General features: G+C 73.4%; 20 protein-coding genes and 1 riboswitch. Of the genes, 8 read left to right on the top strand and 12 right to left on the bottom strand.

Annotation, left to right across the window (positions count from 1 at the left end; translation table 11 throughout):
- Positions 1–284 precede the first annotated feature (284 nt).
- A complete protein-coding gene (locus AB0761_RS03160; RefSeq protein WP_377267310.1) occupies positions 285–1,730 on the bottom strand; it encodes a pyridoxal phosphate-dependent decarboxylase family protein in 1,446 nt (481 codons plus the stop codon).
- A 197-nt stretch (positions 1,731–1,927) separates the two neighbouring features.
- Here AB0761_RS03160 and AB0761_RS03155 point away from each other — a divergent pair, with 197 nt between their 5' ends.
- Positions 1,928–2,197, top strand: a complete 270-nt coding sequence (locus tag AB0761_RS03155) for a hypothetical protein (protein WP_377267309.1) — start codon at positions 1,928–1,930, stop codon at positions 2,195–2,197.
- Positions 2,198–2,229: 32 nt separating this feature from the next.
- Entirely contained in the window at positions 2,230–4,056 is a 1,827-nt protein-coding gene (gene glmS, locus AB0761_RS03150) for a glutamine--fructose-6-phosphate transaminase (isomerizing) (protein ID WP_377267308.1), read from the top strand.
- Between the two features lie 197 nt (positions 4,057–4,253).
- Here glmS and AB0761_RS03145 read toward each other — a convergent pair whose 3' ends face one another.
- The 3 genes from AB0761_RS03145 to AB0761_RS03135 all read right to left on the bottom strand — a co-directional run bounded on the left by AB0761_RS03145 (position 4,254) and on the right by AB0761_RS03135 (position 6,828).
- Positions 4,254–4,790, bottom strand: coding sequence for an NADPH-dependent F420 reductase (locus AB0761_RS03145; RefSeq protein WP_377267307.1), 537 nt, complete (start codon positions 4,788–4,790; stop codon positions 4,254–4,256).
- A 78-nt stretch (positions 4,791–4,868) separates the two neighbouring features.
- The gene (locus AB0761_RS03140; protein WP_377267305.1) at positions 4,869–6,230 is read right to left on the bottom strand and encodes a GNAT family N-acetyltransferase; all 1,362 of its coding nucleotides are present in this window, start codon (positions 6,228–6,230) and stop codon (positions 4,869–4,871) included.
- 67 nt (positions 6,231–6,297) lie between these two features.
- Positions 6,298–6,828 carry a DUF1990 family protein gene (locus tag AB0761_RS03135; RefSeq protein WP_377267304.1) on the bottom strand — a complete coding sequence of 177 codons (531 nt, stop codon included), beginning with the start codon at positions 6,826–6,828 and terminating at the stop codon, positions 6,298–6,300.
- A 172-nt stretch (positions 6,829–7,000) separates the two neighbouring features.
- On the opposite strand from AB0761_RS03135, the gene argJ reads away from it, so the two are divergent.
- Positions 7,001–8,176, top strand: coding sequence for a bifunctional glutamate N-acetyltransferase/amino-acid acetyltransferase ArgJ (gene argJ, locus AB0761_RS03130; RefSeq protein ID WP_377267303.1), 1,176 nt, complete (start codon positions 7,001–7,003; stop codon positions 8,174–8,176).
- Here argJ and AB0761_RS03125 read toward each other — a convergent pair.
- The 3 genes from AB0761_RS03125 to AB0761_RS03115 all read right to left on the bottom strand — a co-directional run bounded on the left by AB0761_RS03125 (position 8,164) and on the right by AB0761_RS03115 (position 10,254).
- Positions 8,164–8,619: a GNAT family N-acetyltransferase gene (locus AB0761_RS03125; RefSeq protein WP_377267302.1), complete on the bottom strand. Its 456-nt coding sequence runs from the start codon at positions 8,617–8,619 to the stop codon at positions 8,164–8,166. The two genes, argJ and AB0761_RS03125, sit on opposite strands and share 13 nt — an antisense overlap.
- A 12-nt stretch (positions 8,620–8,631) precedes the next feature.
- The gene (locus AB0761_RS03120; protein ID WP_377267301.1) at positions 8,632–8,988 is read right to left on the bottom strand and encodes a bleomycin resistance protein; all 357 of its coding nucleotides are present in this window, start codon (positions 8,986–8,988) and stop codon (positions 8,632–8,634) included.
- Between the two features lie 474 nt (positions 8,989–9,462).
- A complete protein-coding gene (locus AB0761_RS03115) occupies positions 9,463–10,254 on the bottom strand; it encodes an SGNH/GDSL hydrolase family protein (RefSeq protein WP_377267300.1) in 792 nt (263 codons plus the stop codon).
- A 112-nt stretch (positions 10,255–10,366) separates the two neighbouring features.
- Positions 10,367–10,431: riboswitch (guanidine-III (ykkC-III) riboswitch) on the top strand.
- Between the two features lie 39 nt (positions 10,432–10,470).
- On the opposite strand from AB0761_RS03115, the gene sugE reads away from it, so the two are divergent.
- Positions 10,471–10,791, top strand: coding sequence for a quaternary ammonium compound efflux SMR transporter SugE (gene sugE / locus AB0761_RS03110; RefSeq protein ID WP_377267298.1), 321 nt, complete (start codon positions 10,471–10,473; stop codon positions 10,789–10,791).
- Positions 10,792–10,921: 130 nt separating this feature from the next.
- On the opposite strand, the gene AB0761_RS03105 is transcribed toward sugE, so the two are convergent.
- Positions 10,922–11,458 (bottom strand): gamma carbonic anhydrase family protein, encoded by a 537-nt coding sequence (locus AB0761_RS03105; RefSeq protein ID WP_377267297.1) that lies wholly within the window; start codon positions 11,456–11,458, stop codon positions 10,922–10,924.
- Positions 11,459–11,566: 108 nt separating this feature from the next.
- Between AB0761_RS03105 and AB0761_RS03100 the strand changes: the two genes are divergently transcribed.
- The gene (locus AB0761_RS03100; RefSeq protein WP_377267295.1) at positions 11,567–11,998 is read left to right on the top strand and encodes a VOC family protein; all 432 of its coding nucleotides are present in this window, start codon (positions 11,567–11,569) and stop codon (positions 11,996–11,998) included.
- A complete protein-coding gene (locus AB0761_RS03095) occupies positions 11,995–12,486 on the top strand; it encodes an SRPBCC family protein (RefSeq protein WP_377267293.1) in 492 nt (163 codons plus the stop codon). Before AB0761_RS03100 ends, AB0761_RS03095 begins: the two co-directional genes overlap by 4 nt.
- A 4-nt stretch (positions 12,487–12,490) precedes the next feature.
- Here AB0761_RS03095 and AB0761_RS03090 read toward each other — a convergent pair whose 3' ends face one another.
- A complete protein-coding gene (locus AB0761_RS03090; protein WP_377267292.1) occupies positions 12,491–13,186 on the bottom strand; it encodes a nucleotidyltransferase domain-containing protein in 696 nt (231 codons plus the stop codon).
- An 823-nt stretch (positions 13,187–14,009) separates the two neighbouring features.
- The gene (locus AB0761_RS03085; protein WP_377267291.1) at positions 14,010–14,408 is read right to left on the bottom strand and encodes an SseB family protein; all 399 of its coding nucleotides are present in this window, start codon (positions 14,406–14,408) and stop codon (positions 14,010–14,012) included.
- Positions 14,409–14,929: 521 nt separating this feature from the next.
- Here AB0761_RS03085 and AB0761_RS03080 point away from each other — a divergent pair.
- Together AB0761_RS03080 and AB0761_RS03075 are read left to right on the top strand one after the other, a co-directional pair.
- Positions 14,930–15,685 carry a GntR family transcriptional regulator gene (locus AB0761_RS03080; RefSeq protein WP_377273921.1) on the top strand — a complete coding sequence of 252 codons (756 nt, stop codon included), beginning with the start codon at positions 14,930–14,932 and terminating at the stop codon, positions 15,683–15,685.
- Between the two features lie 697 nt (positions 15,686–16,382).
- The gene (locus AB0761_RS03075; protein WP_377267289.1) at positions 16,383–17,831 is read left to right on the top strand and encodes a DUF2079 domain-containing protein; all 1,449 of its coding nucleotides are present in this window, start codon (positions 16,383–16,385) and stop codon (positions 17,829–17,831) included.
- Between the two features lie 409 nt (positions 17,832–18,240).
- Here AB0761_RS03075 and AB0761_RS03070 read toward each other — a convergent pair whose 3' ends face one another.
- Together AB0761_RS03070 and yicI are read right to left on the bottom strand one after the other, a co-directional pair.
- On the bottom strand, positions 18,241–19,404 hold the full coding sequence (locus AB0761_RS03070; RefSeq protein ID WP_377267287.1) for an ROK family protein: 1,164 nt from the start codon (positions 19,402–19,404) through the stop codon (positions 18,241–18,243).
- Between the two features lie 324 nt (positions 19,405–19,728).
- Positions 19,729–22,080 carry an alpha-xylosidase gene (gene yicI, locus AB0761_RS03065; RefSeq protein WP_377267285.1) on the bottom strand — a complete coding sequence of 784 codons (2,352 nt, stop codon included), beginning with the start codon at positions 22,078–22,080 and terminating at the stop codon, positions 19,729–19,731.
- Positions 22,081–22,101: the final 21 nt, after the last annotated feature.

The following is a 22,101-nucleotide window of genomic DNA, read 5'->3' as shown; positions in this document are numbered from 1 at the left end:
CTCCCCGTCGGCCAGTTGACGCCGCCTGGGTTCCCCGTCGATGGCCCGTACCGGCATCCCCGCGGCCGGTCGTCTCCCGCTGCGTACCAGCGCCGCGAACCCCGCGGACCCCGCGGACGTCTGCCGCGGCAGGCCCTGGGTCGCCGGACGCGGCCGTGATCACACGGCAGGCCGGGGCCGGCACCGCCGCACCCCGCACAGGTGGTGGACACCCGTGAGACGGCCGGGCGCCGACCCCCGCGGCCGCAGGGCCACGGTGATCGGCGCCTCGGCCGGGACGCAGGTCAGCCGCGCCGCTCCGCCATCAGTTCGGCGGCCGCGGCACGCACCTCGGCGAGCAGCACCTCCAGGTCCTCCTCGGTGGTCGCCGCATTGAGCAGACAGGCCCGCAGCGCCTCCCGGCCGGCCAGCACGGTGCCCGTGACAAAGGCCCGGCCGCGCCGCTGCACGGCGAGCGGCAGATCGCGGTTGACCGCGTCGGCGTCCGCCGGGGGCAGCCCCGGGGCGCGGTGGCGGAAGGCGACGATCGAGGTCTCCACCGGAGCCACCAGCTCCAGCTCGGGGTCGCGCTCCACCAGCTCCCCGAGGTGCCGGGCGAGTGCGGTGCAGCGGGCGATGTCGGCAGCGACGCCGTCACGGCCGCGGTGCGCGATGGTGGCCCACACCTTGAGCGAGCGGAACGGCCGGGTCTGCTCCATCCCGTACTCGGAGAACCAGCCCAGTCCGCCGGCCTCATCGTCGCGCAGATACGGCGGCACCAGGCTGAAGGTGCCGCGCAGCCCTGCGGCGTCGCGGACCAGTGCGCAGCCGCAATCCACCGGCACCCCGAGCCACTTGTGCGGGTCCAGGGCGAGCGAGTCGGCGCGCTCCATCCCGGAGTAGCGGTGCGCGATGGCCGGGTCCAGCACCCCGAAGGCGCCGTAGGCACCGTCGACATGCAGCCAGAGGCCCTCCTCCTCGCACAGGTCGGCCACCGCGTCCAGCGGGTCCACCGCGCCCGTGTTGACGGTGCCGGCCGAGGCCGCCACCAGGAACGGCAGCAGGCCCTCGGCCCGGTCCGCAGCGACCGCCTTGCGCAGCGCGGCCACATCGAGGTGGCCCTCGGCGTCGGTGGGCACGGTACGCAGCCGGCGGCTGCCCAGGCCCAGCAGTTCCGCCGCCTTGCGCACACAGGAGTGGGTCTCCCCGGTGACATAGGCGACCAGCGGCGGCATCCCCGCCAGGCCGTCCTCGCGGACGTCCCAGCCCGCGCGCTGCGCCGCCCGGTTGCGGGCGGCGGCCAGGCAGAGCACCGTCGCCATCGAGGTGCCCGAGGTGAGGATGCCCGCGCCCGGCTCGTGCGGGAAGCCCACCAGCTCGGCGATCCAGCGCACCACGGTCCGCTCCAGATGGACGTCCGCGTGGTCGCCGCCGGCCGAGCTGGGGTTCATCGCGGAGGCGGCCAGCGTCGCCAGCACACCCGCGGGCGCGGGCGCGGAGTTCACCCAGCCGAAGAAGCGGGGGTGGCCGTTGCCCATGGGGTAGGGCATCACCTCGGCGCCGATGGCGGTGAGCAGCTCCTCCAGCGGGCGTCCGGCAGCGGGCAGCGGGGCGGACAGCAGACGCTCCCGGCCGGTGTCGTCCGTGGGCTGCCACACCGGCCCGGACGCGACTGCGCCCAGGTAGTCGGCGACCAGTTCGGCTGCGGTGTGGGCGGCGGCGCGGAAGTCCTCGCGGGGGGTCTGGCTCAACGTCGGTGCTCCAGGCGGGAGGGGGCGGGTCGTCCCGGGGCGGCGTCGTCGGCGCTCGGACGAAGTCGATCGTACGCGCTCGCCTCCAGCGGCCGCCCGGGCACCCGGATGGGTGGGTTGGAAGGGGTTCCTGCCCGAATTCGGGCAGAAATCTTGGTGTCGTGGGCGCGGAATGCCTACGCTCCTGCCTTGTGCCCATGCCACAGCATCCCCATGAGGACCTGCTCGCCCATCTCACCCGCACCAGTCCGCTGGCCCCGGGTGAGGCCGCGCGGGTGGTCGCCGATGTGCTGGCGTACTTCTCGGAGACCACCGAGGACTATGTCCGGCGCCGCCATGGCGAGCTCCAGGCACGCGGGCTGACCAACGACCGGATCTTCGGCCGGATCGCCGCCGAGCTGCCCGCCCGGCGGGTCGCCGCACCGGAGCTCTCCGCCCGGCAGCTGCGCCGCATCGTCTACGGCTGAGCCCGCCCCGACCCCCACCCAGGAGGACACCCATGTGCGGCATCGTCGCCTACATCGGATCCAAGGACGCCGCCCCCATCCTGCTGGAGGGCCTGCAGCGGCTGGAGTACCGCGGCTACGACTCGGCCGGGGTCGCCGTCGCCGGCCGTGCCGGAGCGCTGCGGCTCCGCAAGGTCAAGGGCCGGGTCGCCGATCTCGCCGAGGCGCTGCCCGCCCGCTTCAAGGGCACCACCGGCATCGGCCACACCCGCTGGGCCACCCACGGCGAACCCAGCGACGCCAACGCCCACCCCCACCTGGACGGCGCCGGGCGGATCGCGGTGGTGCACAACGGCATCATCGAGAACGCCGACCTGCTGCGCGCCAAGCTCGCCGCCGACGGGGCGGTCTTCACCTCGGAGACCGACAGCGAGGTACTGGCCCATCTGATCGCCGCCCACACCGCCGAGGGCACCGACCTGGAGGACGCCGTCCGGCAGGCGCTCAAGCACATCGTCGGCACCTATGGCATCGCCGTCCTGGACGCCACCCGGCCCGACCGGATCGTGGTCGCCCGCAACGGCTCCCCGATCGTGCTGGGGATCGGCGAGAAGGAGATGTTCGCCGCCTCCGACGTGGCTGCGCTGGTCCGCTACACCCGCCAGGTGGTGCACCTGGACGACGGCGAGCTGGCCACCGTACGCGCCGACGGCTTCCGCACCTTCACCGAGGACGCCCGTACCACCGCCAAGCAGCCCTCCACCGTGGACTGGGAGGTCGGCTCCTACGACACGGGCGACCACCAGCACCACCTGATCAAGGAGATCCACGAGCAGCCCGACGCGGTGGAGCGCACCCTGCGCGGGCGGCTGGACGACCGCTTCCATACCGCCCACCTCGGCGGCCTCAACCTGGACGCCCGCGAGCTGCGCGCCGTCCGGCGGGTCAAGATCCTCGGCTGCGGCTCCGCCTACTACGCGGGAGAGATGGGTGCCCAGCTGATCGAGGAGCTGGCCCGGGTCCCCGCCCATGCCGAGCCCGCCTCCGAGTTCCGCTACCGCAACCCGGTGATCGAGGCCGACACCCTCTATGTCGCCATCAGCCAGTCCGGCGAGACCTATGACACGCTGGCGGCGGTCCAGGAGATCAAGCGCAAGGGCGGCCGGGTCCTCGGCGTGGTGAACACCGTCGGCAGCGCCATCGCCCGTGAGTGCGACGGCGGGATCTATCTGCACGCCGGGCCGGAGATCTCGGTGGCCTCCACCAAGGCCTTCACCTCGACCGTGGTCGCCTTCGCCCTGCTGGCGCTGCACTTCGGCCGCATCCACGACCTCTCGCCCGCCGACGGCCGCCGGATCTGCGCCGGCCTGAAGGCGCTGCCCGGCCAGATCCGGGAGATCCTCGCCCAGGAGGAGCGGATCGCGGAGCTGGCCGCCGAGTACGCCAAGTACGACGGGATGATGTTCATCGGCCGGGTGCGCGGCTGGCCGGTCGCCCGGGAAGGCGCCCAGAAGCTCAAGGAGGTCTCCTATGTGCACGCCGAGGCCTACCCGGCGAGCGAGCTCAAGCACGGGCCGCTGGCGCTGATCAGCCCCGAACTGCCCACCGTGGCACTGGTTCCGGACGACGAGCTGCTGGACAAGAACCTCACCACCCTCGGCGAGATCCGGGCCCGCAGCGGCCGGGTGCTGGCCGTCGGCCACCGGGTGCCGGACCCGCGCCACGCCGACCACGCCGTGGTGGTGCCCCGCAACGAGCCGGAGCTGGATCCGCTGCTGCTCGGGATCCCGCTCCAGTTGCTGGCCTACCACGCGGCGGTCGCGCTGGGCCGTGACGTCGACAAGCCGCGCAACCTGGCCAAGAGCGTCACCGTGGAGTAACCGGGTGCCGTCCTGCGAGGCCCGGGCCTCGCAGGACCGCAGCCGTCCCCCGGGAGGACGGTCACCCGGTGTCGGTCACCCGCGGGCCCGGCTGATGGTGTAGTTGAAGTCGGCGTGGCCCAGCCGGCGCATCATCCGCAGCCAGAACGGCATCAGCATCTCCAGCCCGCGGGAGGCGGTGATGTCCCCCATGTCGATCACCGAACCCTGCGGCCGGCCGAGTCCTGGAGCAGCTGCGTCACCTGCCGCTTGGCCCCGTCGTCGTCACCGGCGACAAAGACGTTGTGCTCGCCCGGCACCCGTGCGGGGTCCACCATGACCTCCACATTGCAGGTGTTGAGCGACTTGACCACCAGGGCCTCGGGGAAGGCCCGCTGGATCCGCTCGCCGATGCTGTCGGTGTCCACCGGGTCCAGGGTGACGTCACCGTCGGCGCCGAACACCAGCGGGTTGGAGACGTCGATCAGGACCTTGCCGGCCAGATTGCCGGCGCCGGCCGCGGTGAGGGCCTGAAGGGAGACCGTCCCGCTGGTCGCGTTGACCACGGTCTCGCCGAACGCCGCCGCGTCCGCGAAGGTGCCGCTCTGCCCGGCCGGTCCGGCCTCCTCGGCCCAGGCCGGCGCGGCGGCGTTGTCCTTGCTGCGGGAGCCGAGGGCGACCTCGTGCCCGAGGGCCAGCAGTCTGCCGGCCAGGGTCCTGCCGACAGCTCCGGTGCCGATGACTGCGAAACGCATGGATTCCCCCTGAACACGCTGTACGGCGTGCCCCGTCGTCCGGGACACGCCGTACAGCCCAACGATGGTGACGGATCGTCAGCCGAGGTGTCCCACCGACTGGGGCGCCGTCGGCTCGGTGGACCGCTCCAGATGGGCGGTGATCACCAGGGTGCCGTCCTCGACCTGGTAGTCCAGCGGGACCTCCAGCCGGCGCATCGCCGCCACCATGGCGGTGTTGGAGGCGTGCGTCACCGCGTAGACGCTGTCGACCCCTGCCTCGGCGGCGAGCACCGCCGTCCGGCGCAGCAGCTCCAGGCCGAGGCCGTGCCGCTGCCAGGCGTCCTCGACCAGCAACGCGACCTCGGCGCTGTCGCCGTCCCACATCAGATGGGCCAGCGCGGCGAGCCTGCCGTCGGCGAGCTCCACCGCCAGGGTCTGCCCGTGCCGGGGCTCCAGCAGATGGGCGAGATAGCGGTCGGCGTCATCGACAGGGCCGTGGTAGCGGCGGCGCAGTGTCTCCGGGGAGCACCGGCGGTGGAGCTCCAGCGCGGCCCGGTGGTCGTCGGGGCCGGCCCGGCGCACGGTGATCTCGTTGCCCGCGGCCAGGGTGACCACATCGCGGCGGGCCGGGACCCGGGGCCCGAGCACTGCGTCCAGCTCCACCAGGGCCCGCGCCCGGGCGAACTCGGTGGGGGTGAAGGGCAGGTGTGGCCGGGAGAGCTCGATGACGCCGCCGGACGGCTCGCACAGCCGCATGACGTCGCCGTCCAGGGTGTGGGAGCCTGCGGTCTGCGCCGCACCGGGTGCGGCGGGCAGCGAGCGGATGACGCAGGTGCCGAAGAGCTGACGCAGTGCCACCGGGAGTTCGGCGGCGTCCAGTGCGGTCCGGGTGGCCAGCCCGAGGATCCTGGTGGGCACGTCCACCAGGTCATGGGTGTCGGCCCGGTCGATCCAGGTGTCCTGGCCGCCCGCGCCCGCGAGCACACCGGCCAGCTCGGCGCGCGGCACTCCGGAGGGGGCGCGTACCAGGAACTCGTCGACGGTGCCGGTGGAGAGCGGGTGGGTCTGCAACGAGATGATGTTCACCTCCAGTCGGGCGAGCGCTGCGCACAGTGCGGCCAGGCTGCCGGGTGAGTCGGCGACGGTGGTGCGGATCCGCCACAACGAGGAGCCGGCGGACCGCCGGCCCGGTGCGGTGGCCTCCGCCCGGATCACTGCGGCCGCCGGCCCGGCGCTGGGATCGGGGCCGGGCGGGGCATGTGTGTGGCGATGCGTCCACCACCCGTGGAACAGTGCCGCGGCCAGCAGTGCGGCGGCGGAGGTGGCGAGCAGGACGGGGCCGTCGTGGCCGTGCACCACGACGTCGGCGACGAGGTCGGCGGTGGCCACGGCGAGGAAGAGGGCCGAGAGTTCGACGGCCTCGCGGCGCCAGCGGTGGTGCTTGGAGAGATGGTCCATGACACCAGGTTGCCGTGCCGGTGTTTCACGATCACGAACACATGATGACCAGTCGGTAAAGGGCTCTTCATGGCTTTCTGGGGGGTTTTGCTCCCAAGGTGGCCAGTTGTCGCAGCACATGTCCGCAGCGCCGGGCGTACAGCTGCTGGGCGACGGGGACGACCGGGCCCGCAGCCCGGGTGAACCAGCGGGCCGGGCGGCTGAAGGCGGTGACGGTGAAGCGGACCGTCTTGTCGTCCCCCATCTCCACCAGGAAGCTCTCCTCGCCCCGCTCGGGGTGGCCCGCCAGCGTTCCATAGGCGAAGCCGAAGCGGTCGGGTCCGGTGGCGGTGTGCACCACCCGGCAGGGGGCGTGCAGGCTGAGCGGTCCCCAGCCCAGGGTCACCTCCACGGTGACGCCGGGCGCGGCCCGTTCGGCGTCCGCATGTATCCCGACGCCGACGGCACGGTGCATCCGCCAGCTGAGCACCGCCTCGCCCGCGGCCTCCAGCACCTCCCGCCCGTGTCCGAGCACGATGCTGTGCTGCAGTCGGTTGTAGCCGGGCGGCAGCGGTCCTCCGGCGGTGGCTCCGACCTCGGGGTAGCTGAATCCGGTCATCCTGTCGCCTCCTGCGGACGCCGTCGTACGGCGCCCCGCGGATCGCACCGTAGTCCCGACGGCGGCCGGTCCGCACCGGGGGCCTCCGGGCGGGGGAATGTGATTGCCATCGGCCACCCTGATCTGTAATTGTATACGTGAACAGGAATATCCATACGGAGGGATCGGGTCGATGACCGACACACCGAACGGCTGGCCGCAGGGCTTCCACGCCTGGACCGGGCGGATCGGCCTGCGCGAGGAGAGCGGCGACGACCTGTCACTGATCGCCTCCGACCGGCCCTGCACCAGCGCGGCCGTCTTCACCCGCAGCCTCTTCGCCGGAGCCTCCGTCCTGGTGAACCGGCGTCACGCCCCCGTCCAGCAGACCCGTGCCGTGGTCACCGTGGCCAAGAACGCCAATGTCGCCACGGGGGAGCAGGGCGAGCGCGACGCCGTGGAGATCGCCGGCCTCGCGGGCGCCGCCGTGGGCGCCTCCCCGGAGCAGACCCTGATCTCCTCCACCGGCGTGATCGGCCGGCTGCTCCCCATGCCCGCCGTACGGGACGCCTTGGCCACCGCCGCCCAGCAGTGGAGCGAACACCGCGACGCCTCCCCGCTGGATGTCGCGGCGGCCATGATGACCACCGACACCCGCCCCAAGACCTCCGCCGCCACCGTGGGCCATGCCCGGATCGTCGGCGTCGCCAAGGGCGTCGGCATGCTCGAACCCGACATGGCGACCATGCTGGCCTATCTCACCACCGACGCCGAGGTGCCCGCCGACCTCCTGGACACCGCGCTGCGCACGGCCGTCGACGCCACCTTCAACTGCCTCAGCGTCGACAGCGACACCTCCACCTCCGACACCGTCGCCCTGCTGGCCAACGGCGCGGCCGGCCCCGTGGACCCCGACGAGTTCACCGCCGCCGTCGCCGCGGTCTGCCTGGACCTCACCCGCCAGCTGGCCTCCGACGGCGAGGGCGCGACCAAGCTGATCCAGGTCACCGTCACCGACGCCCGCGACCGCGCCCAGGCCAAGCGGGTCGCCAAGGCCGTCGTCAACTCCCCGCTGGTCAAGACCGCCGTCCACGGTGCGGACCCCAACTGGGGCCGGGTGGTGATGGCCGTCGGCAAGTGCATGGACGACACCGACATCGACCCCGGCCGGGTGCGTGTCGCCTTCGGCGGGCTGGAGGTCTACCCCCAGCACGCCGGTGACGACCAACTCGCCCTGCTCACCGAGGTGATGAAGCAGCCCGAGGTCCCCATCACCGTCACGCTGGGCACCGGCACCGCCGCGGTCACCGTCTACGGCTGCGACCTGTCGGCCGAGTATGTGCGGATCAACGCCGACTACACCACCTGACAGCTCAGCACCGGCAGCACCCGCCCCGGTATCGAACCGGAGGGGGTGCTGCCGGTCCGCACCGCCCCCATCGCCAGATAGAAGGCCTCCGCATGGGGGTCGGAGGCGATCTCCAGCCGCCGGAAACCGAGCGACGCCGCCTCCTGGAGCATCGCCCGGAACAGCAGCCGGCCCACTCCCCGGCCCATCGCCTCCGGCGCCACAAAGCACATCCCCACCTCACCCTCGGGAGGGTCGCCCTCCAGCGTGGTGAAGCCGAGGATCCTGCCGCCCTCCGCCGCCACCCGGGCCCGCCGGGTCGGCAGCTCGGGGGCGGTCACCGTCAACTCCGCCCGGCAGGACGCCAGGAACGCCTCGTCATAGCCCCAGTGCGCCTTGGACCGCAACGCCAGCTCCGTCAGCAGCCCGGCTTCCGCCGCGACCGCCGCCCGCACCGACACCATCGCCGCCCCCGCTCAGGCCCTGATCCGGGAGCCGAACCGCAACAGGTTCCCCCAGGGGTCGATATGGGCCCCCTCACGCATCCCGTACGGTGTGTCGACCGGGTCCACCAGCTGCCCGGCCACCCCCGCCCCCGACCACTCGGCGGCCAGGGCGTCGGCGTCACTGACATACAGATACGCCGCCGAGTTGCTGGTCCCCGGATCGATCCGGTCCACCGCGGCCAGGTGCAGTGTCACCTCGTCACGCCGGGCGAATGCGTAGTACGGACCGGAGCGGTCCACGGTGAAGCCCAGTGCCCCGTAGTGGGCCGCAGCGGTGGTGGGATCGCCGACCGGCAGGATCGCGGCGGACCCGGTGAAGGTGGTCATGCCCGACACCCTAGAGGGATGCCGAGGGCAGTGGCTGCGCACGCCGACGGCATCGCGCCGTCCCGTGTCGTCGCGGTGGCTCCGCGACCGCCGGGACAGAGCCGCCGTCGGAGCAGCAGGGCAGCAGGCACACGGACGGCCCCACCACCGTTGTCGAACGCCACCCTGAGCTGCGCACGGCCGTGGCGTACCGGATGCCCGGCGGGATCGCCGACTCCGCGGACGTCCTCCAGGAGGCCCGGCCGCGCCGGTCACGGGCCGACCCGTCGACCGTCGCCGGTCCGCGCGGCCATCCGGTGTGCGGCACCACCCGGCTGGCCGTCGACCGGCTGCGCGCTGCCGGTCGTCCTGGGGATCCTCTCCCCGCCGGGGCGCGCCGCCCTTGTGCGCCGCGAGGCATTCGGTGGCCGACCCGGCAAGCTGCGGGGCCTGATCGCAGGGGGCCGGCCGGCGCATTCCGGCCGCCCCGGCGGGTCACACCTCGTACGGGGCCAGCTCCGGCCGCTTGGGGGAGAGGCCGTCCCCGGACGAGCGGCCGGTCAGCCGGCGGACGATCCACGGCCCCAGGTGCATCCGCAGCCACGCCAGGTCCGAGCGCAGCCGGGCCGCCCGGCTCGGCGCGGGGGCGGGGGGCAGCGGCGCCCGCCAGTCGAAGGCGGGCTCGATCCCCAGGGCCTCCAGCACCGCTTCGGTGACCCGGCGGTGGCCCTCCGGGGAGAGATGGAGGCGGTCCTCGGCCCACAGGCGCGGGTCGTCGAAGCAGCGCGCCGAGAAGAGGTCCACCACCACGACCTCCGGACGCTGCCGGGCCAGCTCCTCGACAAAACCCTTCATCCGCTCGATCGCGGGAAGCAGCCGGGCGCTGCCGCGCAGCCGCCGGGTCGGGTCGGTGCTGGTGAACAGCACCACCCGCCGGGCGCCGGCCACCAGCTTCTCGGCGGCCTCGCCCAGCCGGGCCTCGACCAGCGCCACATCGCAGCCGGGCCGCAGCACATCGTTGAGTCCGCCGGCCAGGGTGACCAGCTCGGCGCCCATCGCAGCGGCGGCGTCCACCTGCTCGTCGCAGATCTGGCCGATCAGCTTGCCCCGCACCGCGAGGTTGGCATAGCGGAAGCCGGGCGACCCGGCCGCCAGCCGCGCGGCGAGCAGGTCGGCCCAGCCCCGGTAGCTGCCGTCGGGGTGCATGTCGTCGCACATGCCCTCGGTGAACGAGTCGCCGACGGCGACAAGGCTGCGGTACGCGGATGCGTCGGTGGTCTTCTCCATGGCGCGGACGATCCTAGACGGCGCCCCGACGCGTCCCGCCGCCGCACCCCGGTGACCGGGATCACTCCGGGGGCGGTTTGCCTTCCGGGGCGGTGCTGTGGGCATGCTGGGGACGGACCCGCCGCGGCGGGCCCCGGACGAGGCGCGCCGTACCCGGTCATGCGAAGACGACGCGGATCACTGCACGCGATCCGTCTCCCCGGGAGGTACGCCGCCATGGCGTGGCTGTATGTCGTCGTCGCCGGTCTGCTCGAGGTCGGCTGGGCCATCGGCCTGAAGTACTCCGAGGGCTTCACCCGGCCCGTCCCCGCCCTGTTCACCGCCGCCGGGATCGCCGCCAGCATGGCGCTGCTGTCCCTGGGCGCCCGCACCCTGCCGATCGGTACCGCCTATGCGGTCTGGGTCGGCATCGGGGCGGCGGGCGCGGCGGTGCTGGGGGTGGTCCTGCTGGGGGAGTCGACGAGCCCCGCGAGACTGGCGTTCCTCGGCCTGCTGGTGGTGGCGATCGCCGGCCTCAAGCTGACCTCGGGCCACTGACTTCCGGGGGCCGTCCGAGGGTCCGCCGGGCACTGCGGTGGGACACCGGGGCCTCCGGCTGCGGTGCGGTCACCGCAGCCGGAGGCCTTCGCTCCGGCCGAGCCCTGGGGACCGCCGACCACGCCCGTGGTCAGTACGCCTGGCCCCGCAGGGACTCCCGGTGGGCCTGGGCCAGCAGCAGATAGCCCTCCGCATTGGCCTTGATCCCGGCCCGCTCCTCCTCGCCGAGCGGCCGCTTCACCTTCGCCGGGACCCCGGCCACCAGCGACCCCGGCGGCACCTGCATGCCCTGCGGCACCACCGCGCCGGCCGCCACCAGCGAGCCGGCGCCGATCACGGCTCCGTTGAGCACGGTGGCGCCCATGCCGACCAGCGCGTCGTCCTCGACGGTGCAGCCGTGCAGCACCGCGTTGTGGCCCACCGAGATCCGCTCGCCCAGCACCGCGGGGAAGCCGGGGTCGGCGTGGACCGTGCAGTTGTCCTGGATGTTGGTGTCCGCGCCCACGGTGATGTCCTCGGCGTCGCCGCGCAGCACCGCGTGGTACCAGACGCTGGCCCCGGCGGCCAGCCGCACCCGGCCCACCACCACGGAGGTCGGCGCCGTGAAGGCGCCCGGGTCCACCTCCGGCGTCCGGTCCGCGACGGCCGCGATCAGTGCCTCCGCCATGACTGCTCCTCCTCCTGCCGGGCTGCTGTGCTGCCGTACCGTACCGGCCTGGCGACACGGAGCCGCAGCCCGGGCCGACTGTCGTACCCCGCGCCTAGGCTGCGAAGCATGACCGTTCCCGCAAGGATCAGCATCGTCACCCTGGGCGTCGCCGACCTCGAGGCCAGCGCCCGCTTCTACCAGGAGCTCGGCTGGAAGCGCTCCAGCGCCTCCAGCCCGGAGATCGTGTGGTTCCACACCGCCGACTCGGCCCTGGGCCTCTTCCCCGTGGAGGAACTGGCCGCCGACGCGGGGGTGCCGGCCGAGCCGGAGTCCGCCTTCCGCGGTGTCACCCTTGCCATCAACCTGGAGGACGAGGCCGCCGTCGACCAGGCACTGCAGAGCGCGGTCGGTGCGGGGGCCACCGTGGTGAAGCCACCGCAGCGCACCCCCTGGGGCGGCTACTCGGGCTACTTCGAGGATCCGGACGGCCACCTCTGGGAGCTGGCCCACAACCCCTTCTTCCCGCTCACCCCCGAGGGCCGGCTCGACCTGCCGTGAGGGACGCCAACCACTACCGCTTCGCGCACGGCTGGGAGCTGCCCGCTCCTCCGGGCGATGTCCTCGCGGTACTGGAGGATGTCGCCCGCTATCAGGAGTGGTGGCCCGAGATACGCCGGGCACGCCGGCTGGACGACCACCGGGGCGAGCTGACGGTCCGTTCGCTGCTGCCGTACGACCTGGTCTTCACCGTCGAGGAGTCCCGGCGGGATGTCGCGGCGGGGGTGCTGGAGGCCGCCATGACCGGGGATCTGGAGGGCTGGTCCCGCTGGACCGTCACCCCCCGGCCGGGCGGCAGCCTGGCGCTCTTCGAGGAGGACGTCCGCCCCACCCGCCCTCTGATGCGCCGTCTGGCCCTGCCCGCCCGGCCCGTGTTCACCGCCAACCACGCCCTGATGATGCGCAGCGGCCGCCGAGGTCTGCGCATCTATCTCGCCGGCTTCGCCGCCGGCCGGGCCGGCCCACGGGCGCCCGAAGGCGGCCCGTGAGCAGTCACCGGCGGAGGTAGCCCGACCACAGGGGGCCGCCGGCCCGGTCGAGCACCTCTTCGACGACCGTCTCCAGGGCCGCCGGGCTGCCGTTCGCCGCTGCGGCGGCCGCTGTCATCAGCCGCCGGTGCAGCTCCGGATCCGCCTCGGCGAGCCGGCGCGACAGCCACTTCCCGGTGCCCAGCCAGTGTCCGCCCGCCAGCAGCGCGAACTCGGACGCCCGCAGCAGCAGGTCGGCCACCAGATGCACCCGCTCCAGCGGGTCCGAGCACCCGCGCAGGTCGTCCAGCGAGTCCGTCAGCCGGTACCGGTGGTCGTCCAGCTCCTGCACGGAGACGGGCGGCGGTCCCGCCGCGAGGCGGGCCCTCGACCGGGCCTGCAGCTCCGCCCCCAGAGTGTCCCTGTCCACCAGCAGCAGCCCCTCCGCGCACATCGCCAGCAGCGGAGACCTGCGGGCGGCCACCTCCCGGTCGGCGAACGCCCGCCAGGCCGCCTCGGTCTGCACAAACAGCTCCACCGGCCAGCCCCGGTGCACTGTGCTCTCCCGGCACGGTGCGGGCGGCCCGGCCAGCAGCACCACGATGTCGAGGTCGGAGGTGCTGGTACGCCGGGAGGTCAGCACACTCCCGGCCAGAAAGGCGGCGCGGGCGTCGGGGAACCGGGTGCGGACGATCTCGCGGGCGGCATCGACGGGGTCCATGCGGCCAGTCTCCCGCGATCAGGCTTCCGCACCCATCCGGGTCCAGGACGGGGCAAGCGGGGGGTTCGACGGGCGCGCTCATCGGGCGGCCGTGGCGGCCGGCGGTGCGGTCCCGGTGGCGACGGGCTGCGGCAGCTGGTCCGCCGTCGTCCCGCGGCGCCGCCGGTCCGCGCGTCCTGCGGCCCCGGGGGGAGATCCGGGACGGCACTGACACCCGGGGCGTCCTGGGCCTCCCGGGCGACACGGGAGTCGCGGGAGTCCGGCTCGGTATGAGCCCGCAGGGGCGGCCAGGCCGGGGAACTTCTCCCCGAGCCCGGAGAAGCCGGGGGCGTGCGCGTTCAGCGCCGTCCACGATGCCACCGTCGGCCGGTCGTATGACCTCGGGGTCTCCCCCTTGGTGCGGGGGCAGCCCGTACCCCGGAGGGGATCGGAACCGGCTCCACCAGGGCCGAGACCCTCCAGACCTGCCCAGGCCCCCGCACGAGAGGCGCGAGGGCGCCCTGGGGCGGCAGCCGGGTGTGCTGCGGACCGCTCCCGGGGGCGGGGCCGGTCCTCCGGGCGGCGCGGTGGGTTGCGGTGCACTCCCTGCAGGTCGGCGCCCCCGGGGCTCGGCCGCGCAGGCGTGGCACCGGTGCCAGGACCCGCCTCCGGGATCCGTTACCGCGGAGTGTGATGGCCGAGGACGTCAGCGCCTCCACGGGCCGGGCTCCGGGTGCTGCTCATGCCGGCTGCGGACCAGCCGGCACCACTGAACCGCAGGGCGGGTGGGCGGGCCTGCCCAGCAGGGAGCAGGGCCCCGCCCACCACACATCTGCCGCCCGGCTCAGGCCCCGGCGAGGGCCGGGAGGGACTTGACGCCGTCCGCCGGGAGGTTGAGCGCGTCGGGTGACCCCGGGTCGACGGCCAGCCACAGGTCGTCGGAGGGCCAGCCGCCGCCCAGTGCCGACATCGGCACATTGCGGTACTGGTGGACGTCCGGCATCGCCGCGGCCAGCCGGGTCTCGGAGGTGAAGACCGGGACCAGCCGGGTGCCGTCCTGCTGCTCGTAGACAGGCAGCTGGACCACCTGCGGATCGGCCTCGGCGGTCTCGTCGGCCACGGGCAGCAGCACCTCGCTCTGCGCCAGCGTCGTCAGCGCCGCCTGCCGGTCGCCGCCGTGGGCGATCTCGTGCAGCGCGGCCTCGCTGGGCAGGCGGCCGTCGGAGGCGGGTGTGTCGGTCATGGTGGTGTCCTCCCTGGGTTGCGGGGTCCGAACGGCTCGGGTACCCGGCCGATGCGTCGCTATGCCCCTGCCCGCGATCCGATCGCACTGACACCGGCCGCCCGGCCTTCGTCGGCGGTGTCCGAGAGCCGCTGCGGACGGCTGGGGGCGGTTCGGCGGGCCGGCGGCCGCGCGGGGTGCCGTACGCCCCGGTCGGCGCCGCCCGCAGGGCCGGCCGAGGGGGCAGGGCCCGCCGGACGGCCACCCCGGCCCTGGGCGGAATCCAGCCATGGTGCTCACTCCGCCCTGCCGCCCCTGGGGCCGGGGCCGGTGCCGTGCGGTCGGCTCGGCGGGTGCCACGCGGACTCCGGTGGCCAGGGGCGGCCTCGGCGCGGGGATCCTTCGCCGCGGCTCGGGATTGCGCGGCATTGGTCTTGACCATCTCCGCTGCGGAGCCCTAATGTCCCTTACTGCAAACACCTTTAATAAAGAAGCACTCATAAAACCGGCCGGGGGCGGCCGTCCACACGGTGGAGGACATGGTGGGGACCACGGAGCGTGAGGCGGCGCCGGAGCCGAAGTACTGGCACCTGCGCACCGTGCTGGTGCGGACCATCGACGGTGAGTTCTCCACCGGCCAGGTCATCCCCAACGAGCGGGAGCTCGCGGCCCGTTTCGGAGTGGCCCGCGCCACCCTCCGCCAGGCGCTGGACCAGCTGGAACTCGAGGGCCGGCTGGTGCGCCGCCGCGGCATCGGCACGCTGGTGGCCGCACCTCGCACCGCGGTTCCGGTGAGCCCCGCCGATGAGGGCTGGCCCGGCACCGCCCGCGACGCGGCCTGGCGGATCGTGGACTGCACCACCGCGCCGCCGTCCGCCCGGCTCGCCGAGGCCCTCGGCGTCCCCGCCGACGAGAACGTGCACACCGTGCGCCGGGTGCGGGTGACGGCGGGTCAGGTCGTGGGTACCGAGGCGCTCCATGTGCCGGATTCCACCGTGCCGCATCTGCCGGGCTTCGCTGCCGAGACCGACCGGGGCCGCTCGGTGCTGCGCCAGCTCCAGCGCCTGGAGCTCAGCGGGCAGTCCCGTGCGGTGGAGCTGGGCGTCGCCGAGGCCGAGGAGGCCCGGCTGCTGGAGCGGCCCCCGGGCAGCCCGGTGCTGGTCGTGACCACCCCGTATGCGACCAGCGACGGGCGGACCGCTGCGCTGGCCGTCTCCACCTACCGTGCCGACACCTGCAGGCTGACCTTCGGCGAGACCGGCCTGGTCGAGGTCGACGAGGTCCGTACCGCCTCCTGACCCCGGTATCCGGGATCTTCCCCGAGCCGGTCGTACACGCCCGGCCCTTGTGCCCTCGGTGGTCATGGGCCCGGCGTGCAGGTCGGGGACGGCTGACCGCCGTTGCGGAGCGGGCCGGCCAGGCTGGGTCCGGAAAGGTGCACCCGCACCGGAAGGCCCCGGTCTGCCACAGGCCCTCCCATGCCGTCAGCCCTGCGGTGCCGCAGCGGTTGCCATCGTTCAGGCCCGCCGCCGGCGACGGACCGCCCGCTCGGCACTGAGCTGTTCCCCGGGCACAAGGCCCTGGTTCCGGGCCGGACGGAAACGTGCCCTGGTGGGCCCTGACGCCGTCCCCCACCCGGCGCTGCGCCGGGTGGGGGACGGCGACCCCGGCGGGTGGCGGCCGGTGTTCCCGGTGCTGCGGTCCATGGCCGCCCAGGGACTGCCCCATGGCAGACCCCTGGCGTGCACATGCTGACGTCAAGCAGGATATGCAGGCCGTGGTTCGCACCGCGTTCGATGACGCGGCGCAAGGTGTCGGACGGTACGCCCCGGACCAGGGGCTGTCGTCGTTGTGTGGGCCGCGGCTGATTGCGTGGTGTGAGGGTCGCGAACGCACTGTGGCGCTGCCATGAGGTGAATCGGGCCCACAGCTGGACTGCAGTCGTTCGCGCACGCCGCCGCGCGGACACCGATGCGACCACCCCGGGGGACCACCGTGACCGACACCGAGCCTCAGCGCACGCTGCCTGCATGGGGCGTGCCAGGGACAGCGGAGGACGAGGGCAGCCGAGCTCCGGCGCTGCTGCGCGGGTATCTGCCGCACATCGCGCTGGCGGTGGGGTTCATGGCCGTCTACACGGTGCTTGCCGTCGCCCGGTACCGGCGGTACGCCGATCCCAGCTGGGACCTGGGGATATTCGTCCAGACCGCCCGCGGCTGGGCGTCCGGGCATGTGCCGGTGGTCGACATCAAGGGCGAAGGCTTCAAGGCGCTGGGGGACCACTGGTCGCCGATCCTCGCCCTCACCGGGCCGCTGTGGCGCCTGTGGCCCTCCGCCGTCATGCTCCTGGTCCTGCAGGCCGGTCTGTTCGCCGGGTCGGTGGGAGTACTGTCCGAGACCGCGGCCCGGATCCTGGGCCGCACCCGGGGGCTGCTGATCGGTGTGGCGTACGGCCTGTCGTGGGGTCTGCAGCGGGCGCTCAACTTCGAGTTCCATGAGATCGCCTTTGCGGTGCCGCTGCTGGTGATCGTCGGACGGCAGCTGCTGCTGCGGCGATGGACCCGCGCCTTCTGGTGGTCGCTCCCGCTGCTGCTGGTCAAGGAGGACCTCGGTCTGACGGTGGCCGCCGTCGGGGTGCTGCTGCTGGTGAACCGGAGATGGCGGCTCGGCCCCATCCTCATGGTGATCGGAGTGGCCTGGACCGCCGCCGCGATCTGGTGGTGGATCCCGCACTTCAACCCGGCCGGGCACTTCGACTACTGGTCCAAACTCCCCGGACACCGTGGTCAGCCGCACGACTGGCGCATCCTGGCCCGGTCCGTGCTGACCCGGCACATGGTGTGGACCACTCTGGGATGGATCGCGGGCTGCACCGCGTTCGTCGCCCTGCGCTCACCGGTGGCGGTACTGGCGGTCCCGACTCTCGCGTGGCGGTTCACCTCGGACAACAACGCCTACTGGGGCCGGGACTGGCACTATGACGCCACCGTCATGGCGATCGTCTTCATCGCCCTGGTCGACGGGATCAGGCGCGCCGACGCCTCCCCCCGGGCCTGGCTGCGCGTCTGGAGCCGGAACGCGGTCACCGCGGTGGTGGCCATAGCCGCGGCGGCGACCGCCGCCGCTCCGCTGCCCCTGGCCGACCTGGTCGACCCGGGCAGCTACGACGGCGGCCCCCACGCCGCGGCGCTGCGACAGGGTCTCGGCACGATCCCCAACGGGGTGACCGTGGAGGCCGGAAGCGCCGCTCTGGCCCATATCGCCTGCCGAACCCATGCCTTCTGGCCCGGCATGATCAGGTCCGGGCCGCCGCAGTACATCGTCACCGAGGACGGCCGGCCCCCGCAGCAGGTCGCCGACCAGGCGAGCGCCGGGCATCCGGGGCACGTCTACCAGGTGGTCTTCAACAGTGAGACGGTGACGGTCGTCCGCCTGGACCGATAGTGGTTCGCCGGAGCGTCCTGCTCGCGCCCCCGGTCCGCGGGGAGGGCACGCGGCGGTGCGGCGCAGACGCCGCAGCCGGGGGCCGGAGGCGGATCGGGCCGAGACATACGGCAGCCCCCGGTGTTGCGTCTCGATGCTTTTCGCCTTCAGTCGTCGCTGACGACTCTTGCATCAACACGTGCTGCCAGGGGCCTAGCCAGAGCTTAGACGGGGGTCACTCATCGCCGAACGTCTTCAACGATGGTGCGGCTCTCTCTGGTGTTCTGGTGTATTGACCAGTTTCCTCCGTATTTGCCAGGAGTCAAGAGACCTCCGAACCCGCCCGCCGCACACCCTGGCGGCCCGCTGCCGAGACCTGCGCCGCCGCCCCGGACGGCGACCGCGGGAGCGCCCGGGGGAGGCCGTGCACTCAGGGGCGTCCCGGGCCGGCCGCGGCCTGCTCGACGGCGAACAGCTGCTCCTCCACCTGGTCGAGCGCGACCCGCAGCGCGCCCAGCGCGATGACGTCCTCGCCGAGCGCCGACAGGGCCACCTCCGGCGCACGCAGGCAGGACCGGCCCAACTGCTCACGCAGCGGCTCCAGCACCCCGTCGAGCCCTGCCGCCCAGCCGCCGACCACCACGATCTCCGGGTCGATCGCCAGCACCAGCGCCGCCACATCGTGCACCAGCCGCTGCAGAAAGCGGTCCATCGCCCCCCGGGCCACCGCGTCGCCCTCCCGGGCGAGCCGGAGCACCCGGGCGACGGCCGCCTCGTCCAGCGGGTTCAGCGGCTTGCCGGTGGTGGACAGCAGCCGCTCCGGAGTGGCCTCCCGGCCCAGCAGATGCAGCGCCCCGATCTCCCCGGCCGCGCCACCGAAGCCGCGGTGCAGCCGCCCGTTGATCAGCGATCCCGCGCCGGGGCTCAGCCCGGCCAGGACGAACACCACATCGCCCATCCCGGCGGCGGCGCCCTGCCAGTGCTCGGCGATGGCGGCCAGATTGGCGTCGTTCTCCACCAGGACGGGGCAGCGGAAGGAGCGCCGCAGCCGGGAGCCCAGCTCCAGCCCGGTCCAGCCCGGCATGGCGGTGCCCAGCCGTACGGTGCCCTCGCCGTCCACGATGCCCGGGGTGCCGATCCCCACCGCCCACAGGCTGTCCCGGGAGACCCCGGCGCGCCGCAGCAGCTCGGCCACCAGGGTGCGGGCCGCGCCGAGGCGCTCGTCGGCCTCCAGTGCCTCGTCGACGGGCCGGTCGCAGGAGGCGGTGACACGGCCGGTCAGATCCGCCAGCACCGCACGCACCGCGTGGACGCCGATCTCCACGCCGAGGACATGCCCGGCCTCCGACCGGAAGCGGAACCAGCGCGCCGGGCGGCCCCGTTGCCGGGTGCTGTCCTGGCTGTGGTCGACCTCGGCCACCAGCCCGGAGTCCATGAGTCCCTCGATGACTCCTTCGACGGTGGGTCGGGAGAGTCCGGTGTCACCGACGAGGCGGGTGAGGGTGAGTGCCTGACCGTCGCGCAGGGCGCGGAGCGTCACCGCGGAGTTGATCCGGCGCAGCAGCGAGGAGTCCCCTCCGGTGAACCGGTCCACCAGGCCGCCCTTTCCGCCGCTTCCGCCCGCGCCGCCGCAGTTCTGATCCTGACGACGTGACCGGGATCGTACCGGCGCCCCAGCCGCTGGGCGACCATTCCCGCAGCTCATCACCGCTTCGGTATCGAAAGGTGAGAAAACCGGGACCGCCCGCCCGCGCCGGTGCACTCCGTCCGGTGCGACGCCCTGCCGGCAGGGCGCCTGCCGGCAGGGCGTCGACCCGGGGACGGGCGCCGCCGAGTGTGCGGGACGGCATGACCGGGGCGCGGGGAAGCGGCGTGCGCTTCCCCGCGCCCCGGTGGGTGTGCGGTCGGGCCGGGAGCGTCAGCGGGCGGCGGCCCGCAGGACGAGTTCGCGGTCCGCGGCGTCGGCCCGCACCAGCGTGCCCTGGTCCGTGTGCTCCACCCGGCCGGTGCCCTCGACGAGCTCCGCGTCAGGGGTGCCGCCCAGCAGTACGGCCCATGCGCCTGGTGCTCCGTCACCCTCGGCCGTCACCCGGAGCAGCTCGCCCTCGCGTCGGACGGTGAGGACGGCAGCGGTGCCGCCGCGCTGGTCGGGCACCGACACCGCGGTCTCGGCGCCGTCAGCGAGGGTCTGCGGGTGCACCCGAAGGGTGATCCCGTCGGCCCAGTCGTAGTCGGGACGGTCCTCCTGGGCACCGAGCGGCAGCACCGCACCCGGGCGGACCAGCAGCGGCAGACTGTCGAAGCCGTACCGTTCCCGCCGCCAGCCGGGGCCGCTGACGGTCTCACCGCTGAGCAGATGGGTCCAGGTCCCGGCCGGGACGTAGTACTCCACCTCGTCGTCCTCCGTGAGGACGGGGGCGACCAGCAGGTCCGGGCCGAGCATGTACTGCCGGTCGAGGGTGGCGCAGGCCGGGTCGTCCGGGAACTCCACCACCATCGGCCGCATCACGGGCACCCCGGTGCGGGAGGCCTCGACCGCCGCCGCGTAGAGATAGGGCATCAGACGGTTCTTCAGCCGGGCGAAGTCGCGGGCGACCGACACCGCCTCCTCGCCGAACTGCCACGGCACCCGGTAGGAGGTGGAGCCGTGCAGTCGGCTGTGCGAGGAGAGCAGCCCGAAGGCCAGCCAGCGCTTGAACAGGGCGTCCGAGGGGGTGCCCTCGAAACCGCCGATGTCATGGCTCCAGAAGCCGAAGCCGGAGGCGCCCAGCGACAGTCCGCCGCGCAGCGACTCCGCCATCGAGGAGAAGGTGGCGTCGCAGTCGCCGCCCCAGTGCACCGGGAACTGCTGCCCGCCGGCGGTCGCCGAGCGGGCGAAGAGCACGGCCTCGCCCTCCCCGCGCACCTCCGTCAGCAGGTCGAAGACGGTCTCGTTGTAGAGCTGGGTGTAGTAGTTGCGCATCCGCTGCGGGTCGGAGCCGTCGTGCCACACCACATCGGTGGGGATGCGCTCCCCGAAGTCGGTCTTGAAGCAGTCCGCGCCCATCTCCAGCAGCGGCCGCAGCTTGCCCGCGTACCACTCCCTGGCCGCCGGGCTGGTGAAGTCCACCAGCGCCATGCCGGGCTGCCACAGGTCCCACTGCCACACCGAGCCGTCGGCCCTCCGCACCAGGTGGCCGGCCTCCGCGGCCTCGGCGAAGAGCGGCGACTTCTGGGCGATGTAGGGGTTGATCCAGAGCGAGATGCGCAGTCCGCGCTCCTTGAGGCGGCGCAGCATCCCCTCGGGGTCGGGGAAGACCGCCGGGTCCCAGGTGAAGTCGCACCACTGGTACTCCCGCATCCAGAAGCAGTCGAAGTGGAAGACGCTGAGCGGGATCTCCCGCTCTGCCATGCCCTGGATGAAGGAGTTGACCGTCTCCTCGTCGTAGGAGGTGGTGAAGGAGGTGGTCAGCCACAGCCCGAAGGACCAGGCCGGCGGCAGTGCGGGACGGCCGGTCAGCCCGGTGTAGCGGCGCAGCACCTCCTTGGGGGTGGGGCCGTGGACCACGAAGTACTCCAGCTCCTGGTCCTCGACGCTGAACTGCACCTCGCCGACCGACTCCGAGGCGATCTCGTAGGAGACCTTCCCGGGGTGGTTGACGAAGACGCCGTAGCCCCGGTTGGAGAGGTGGAACGGCACGTTCTTGTAGGCCTGCTCGCTGCTGGTGCCGCCGTCCGCCTGCCAGATGTCCACCGTCTGGCCGTTCTTGACGAACGGGGTGAACCGCTCGCCGAGCCCGTACACCAGCTCGCCCACGCCCAGCGACAGCCGGGAGACCATGTGGTGGGAGCCGTCCGCGTCCAGCGCGAAGCCGATCCCCCGGGCGCCGGCCGTGGTGACGGCGCGGCCGGTGGCGGTGTCGCGGAACTCCAGCTTCCACGGCCCGGCGGTGTCCACCCGCAGGGTCAGCGGCCCGCTGATCAGCTCCACCACCGAGCCGGTGCGCACGGTGCGCACCTTGCGGGAGGGATCGGTGCGCACCTGGAACTCCGGGCCGGGCTTCCGTCCGCCGGCGTGGTGGATGCTGCGCACCCCGATCACGCCCTCGGCCGGCGACCAGCACTCGACGGTGATCAGCGGGGTGTTGAGGGTGTCGCCCCGCCGGGTGACCTTGCGTACCGCGGCGTGCAGGAGGATCCGGTCGTCCTCCGTGACTACGTCCCTGGCCTCGGTGGCGTACGAGGCGCGGACGCCCTCGCGCATCAGCCAGAAGCCGTTGGTGAACTTCATTCTGCGATCCCTGCCTGCTCG

The organism is Peterkaempfera podocarpi, from assembly GCF_042466665.1.
Lineage (GTDB): Bacteria > Actinomycetota > Actinomycetes > Streptomycetales > Streptomycetaceae > Peterkaempfera > Peterkaempfera podocarpi.
The sequence above is the reverse complement of the archived record's forward strand: the minus strand, read 5'-3'. Positions and strand labels throughout refer to the sequence as shown.

What these genes read in the sequence shown, in the direction of transcription:
- AB0761_RS03100 (WP_377267295.1), top strand. Translation starts at nt 11,567, where the DNA reads ATGACCGTTCCCGCAAGGATCAGCATCGTCACCCTGGGCGTCGCCGAC.
- AB0761_RS03085 (WP_377267291.1), bottom strand. Translation starts at nt 14,408, where the DNA reads ATGACCGACACACCCGCCTCCGACGGCCGCCTGCCCAGCGAGGCCGCG.
- glmS (WP_377267308.1), top strand. Translation starts at nt 2,230, where the DNA reads ATGTGCGGCATCGTCGCCTACATCGGATCCAAGGACGCCGCCCCCATC.
- AB0761_RS03140 (WP_377267305.1), bottom strand. Translation starts at nt 6,230, where the DNA reads ATGGACCATCTCTCCAAGCACCACCGCTGGCGCCGCGAGGCCGTCGAA.
- AB0761_RS03115 (WP_377267300.1), bottom strand. Translation starts at nt 10,254, where the DNA reads ATGGAGAAGACCACCGACGCATCCGCGTACCGCAGCCTTGTCGCCGTC.
- AB0761_RS03145 (WP_377267307.1), bottom strand. Translation starts at nt 4,790, where the DNA reads ATGCGTTTCGCAGTCATCGGCACCGGAGCTGTCGGCAGGACCCTGGCC.
- AB0761_RS03120 (WP_377267301.1), bottom strand. Translation starts at nt 8,988, where the DNA reads ATGACCACCTTCACCGGGTCCGCCGCGATCCTGCCGGTCGGCGATCCC.
- AB0761_RS03090 (WP_377267292.1), bottom strand. Translation starts at nt 13,186, where the DNA reads ATGGACCCCGTCGATGCCGCCCGCGAGATCGTCCGCACCCGGTTCCCC.
- AB0761_RS03155 (WP_377267309.1), top strand. Translation starts at nt 1,928, where the DNA reads ATGCCACAGCATCCCCATGAGGACCTGCTCGCCCATCTCACCCGCACC.
- AB0761_RS03125 (WP_377267302.1), bottom strand. Translation starts at nt 8,619, where the DNA reads ATGGTGTCGGTGCGGGCGGCGGTCGCGGCGGAAGCCGGGCTGCTGACG.
- AB0761_RS03105 (WP_377267297.1), bottom strand. Translation starts at nt 11,458, where the DNA reads ATGGCGGAGGCACTGATCGCGGCCGTCGCGGACCGGACGCCGGAGGTG.
- AB0761_RS03135 (WP_377267304.1), bottom strand. Translation starts at nt 6,828, where the DNA reads ATGACCGGATTCAGCTACCCCGAGGTCGGAGCCACCGCCGGAGGACCG.
- argJ (WP_377267303.1), top strand. Translation starts at nt 7,001, where the DNA reads ATGACCGACACACCGAACGGCTGGCCGCAGGGCTTCCACGCCTGGACC.
- yicI (WP_377267285.1), bottom strand. Translation starts at nt 22,080, where the DNA reads ATGAAGTTCACCAACGGCTTCTGGCTGATGCGCGAGGGCGTCCGCGCC.
- sugE (WP_377267298.1), top strand. Translation starts at nt 10,471, where the DNA reads ATGGCGTGGCTGTATGTCGTCGTCGCCGGTCTGCTCGAGGTCGGCTGG.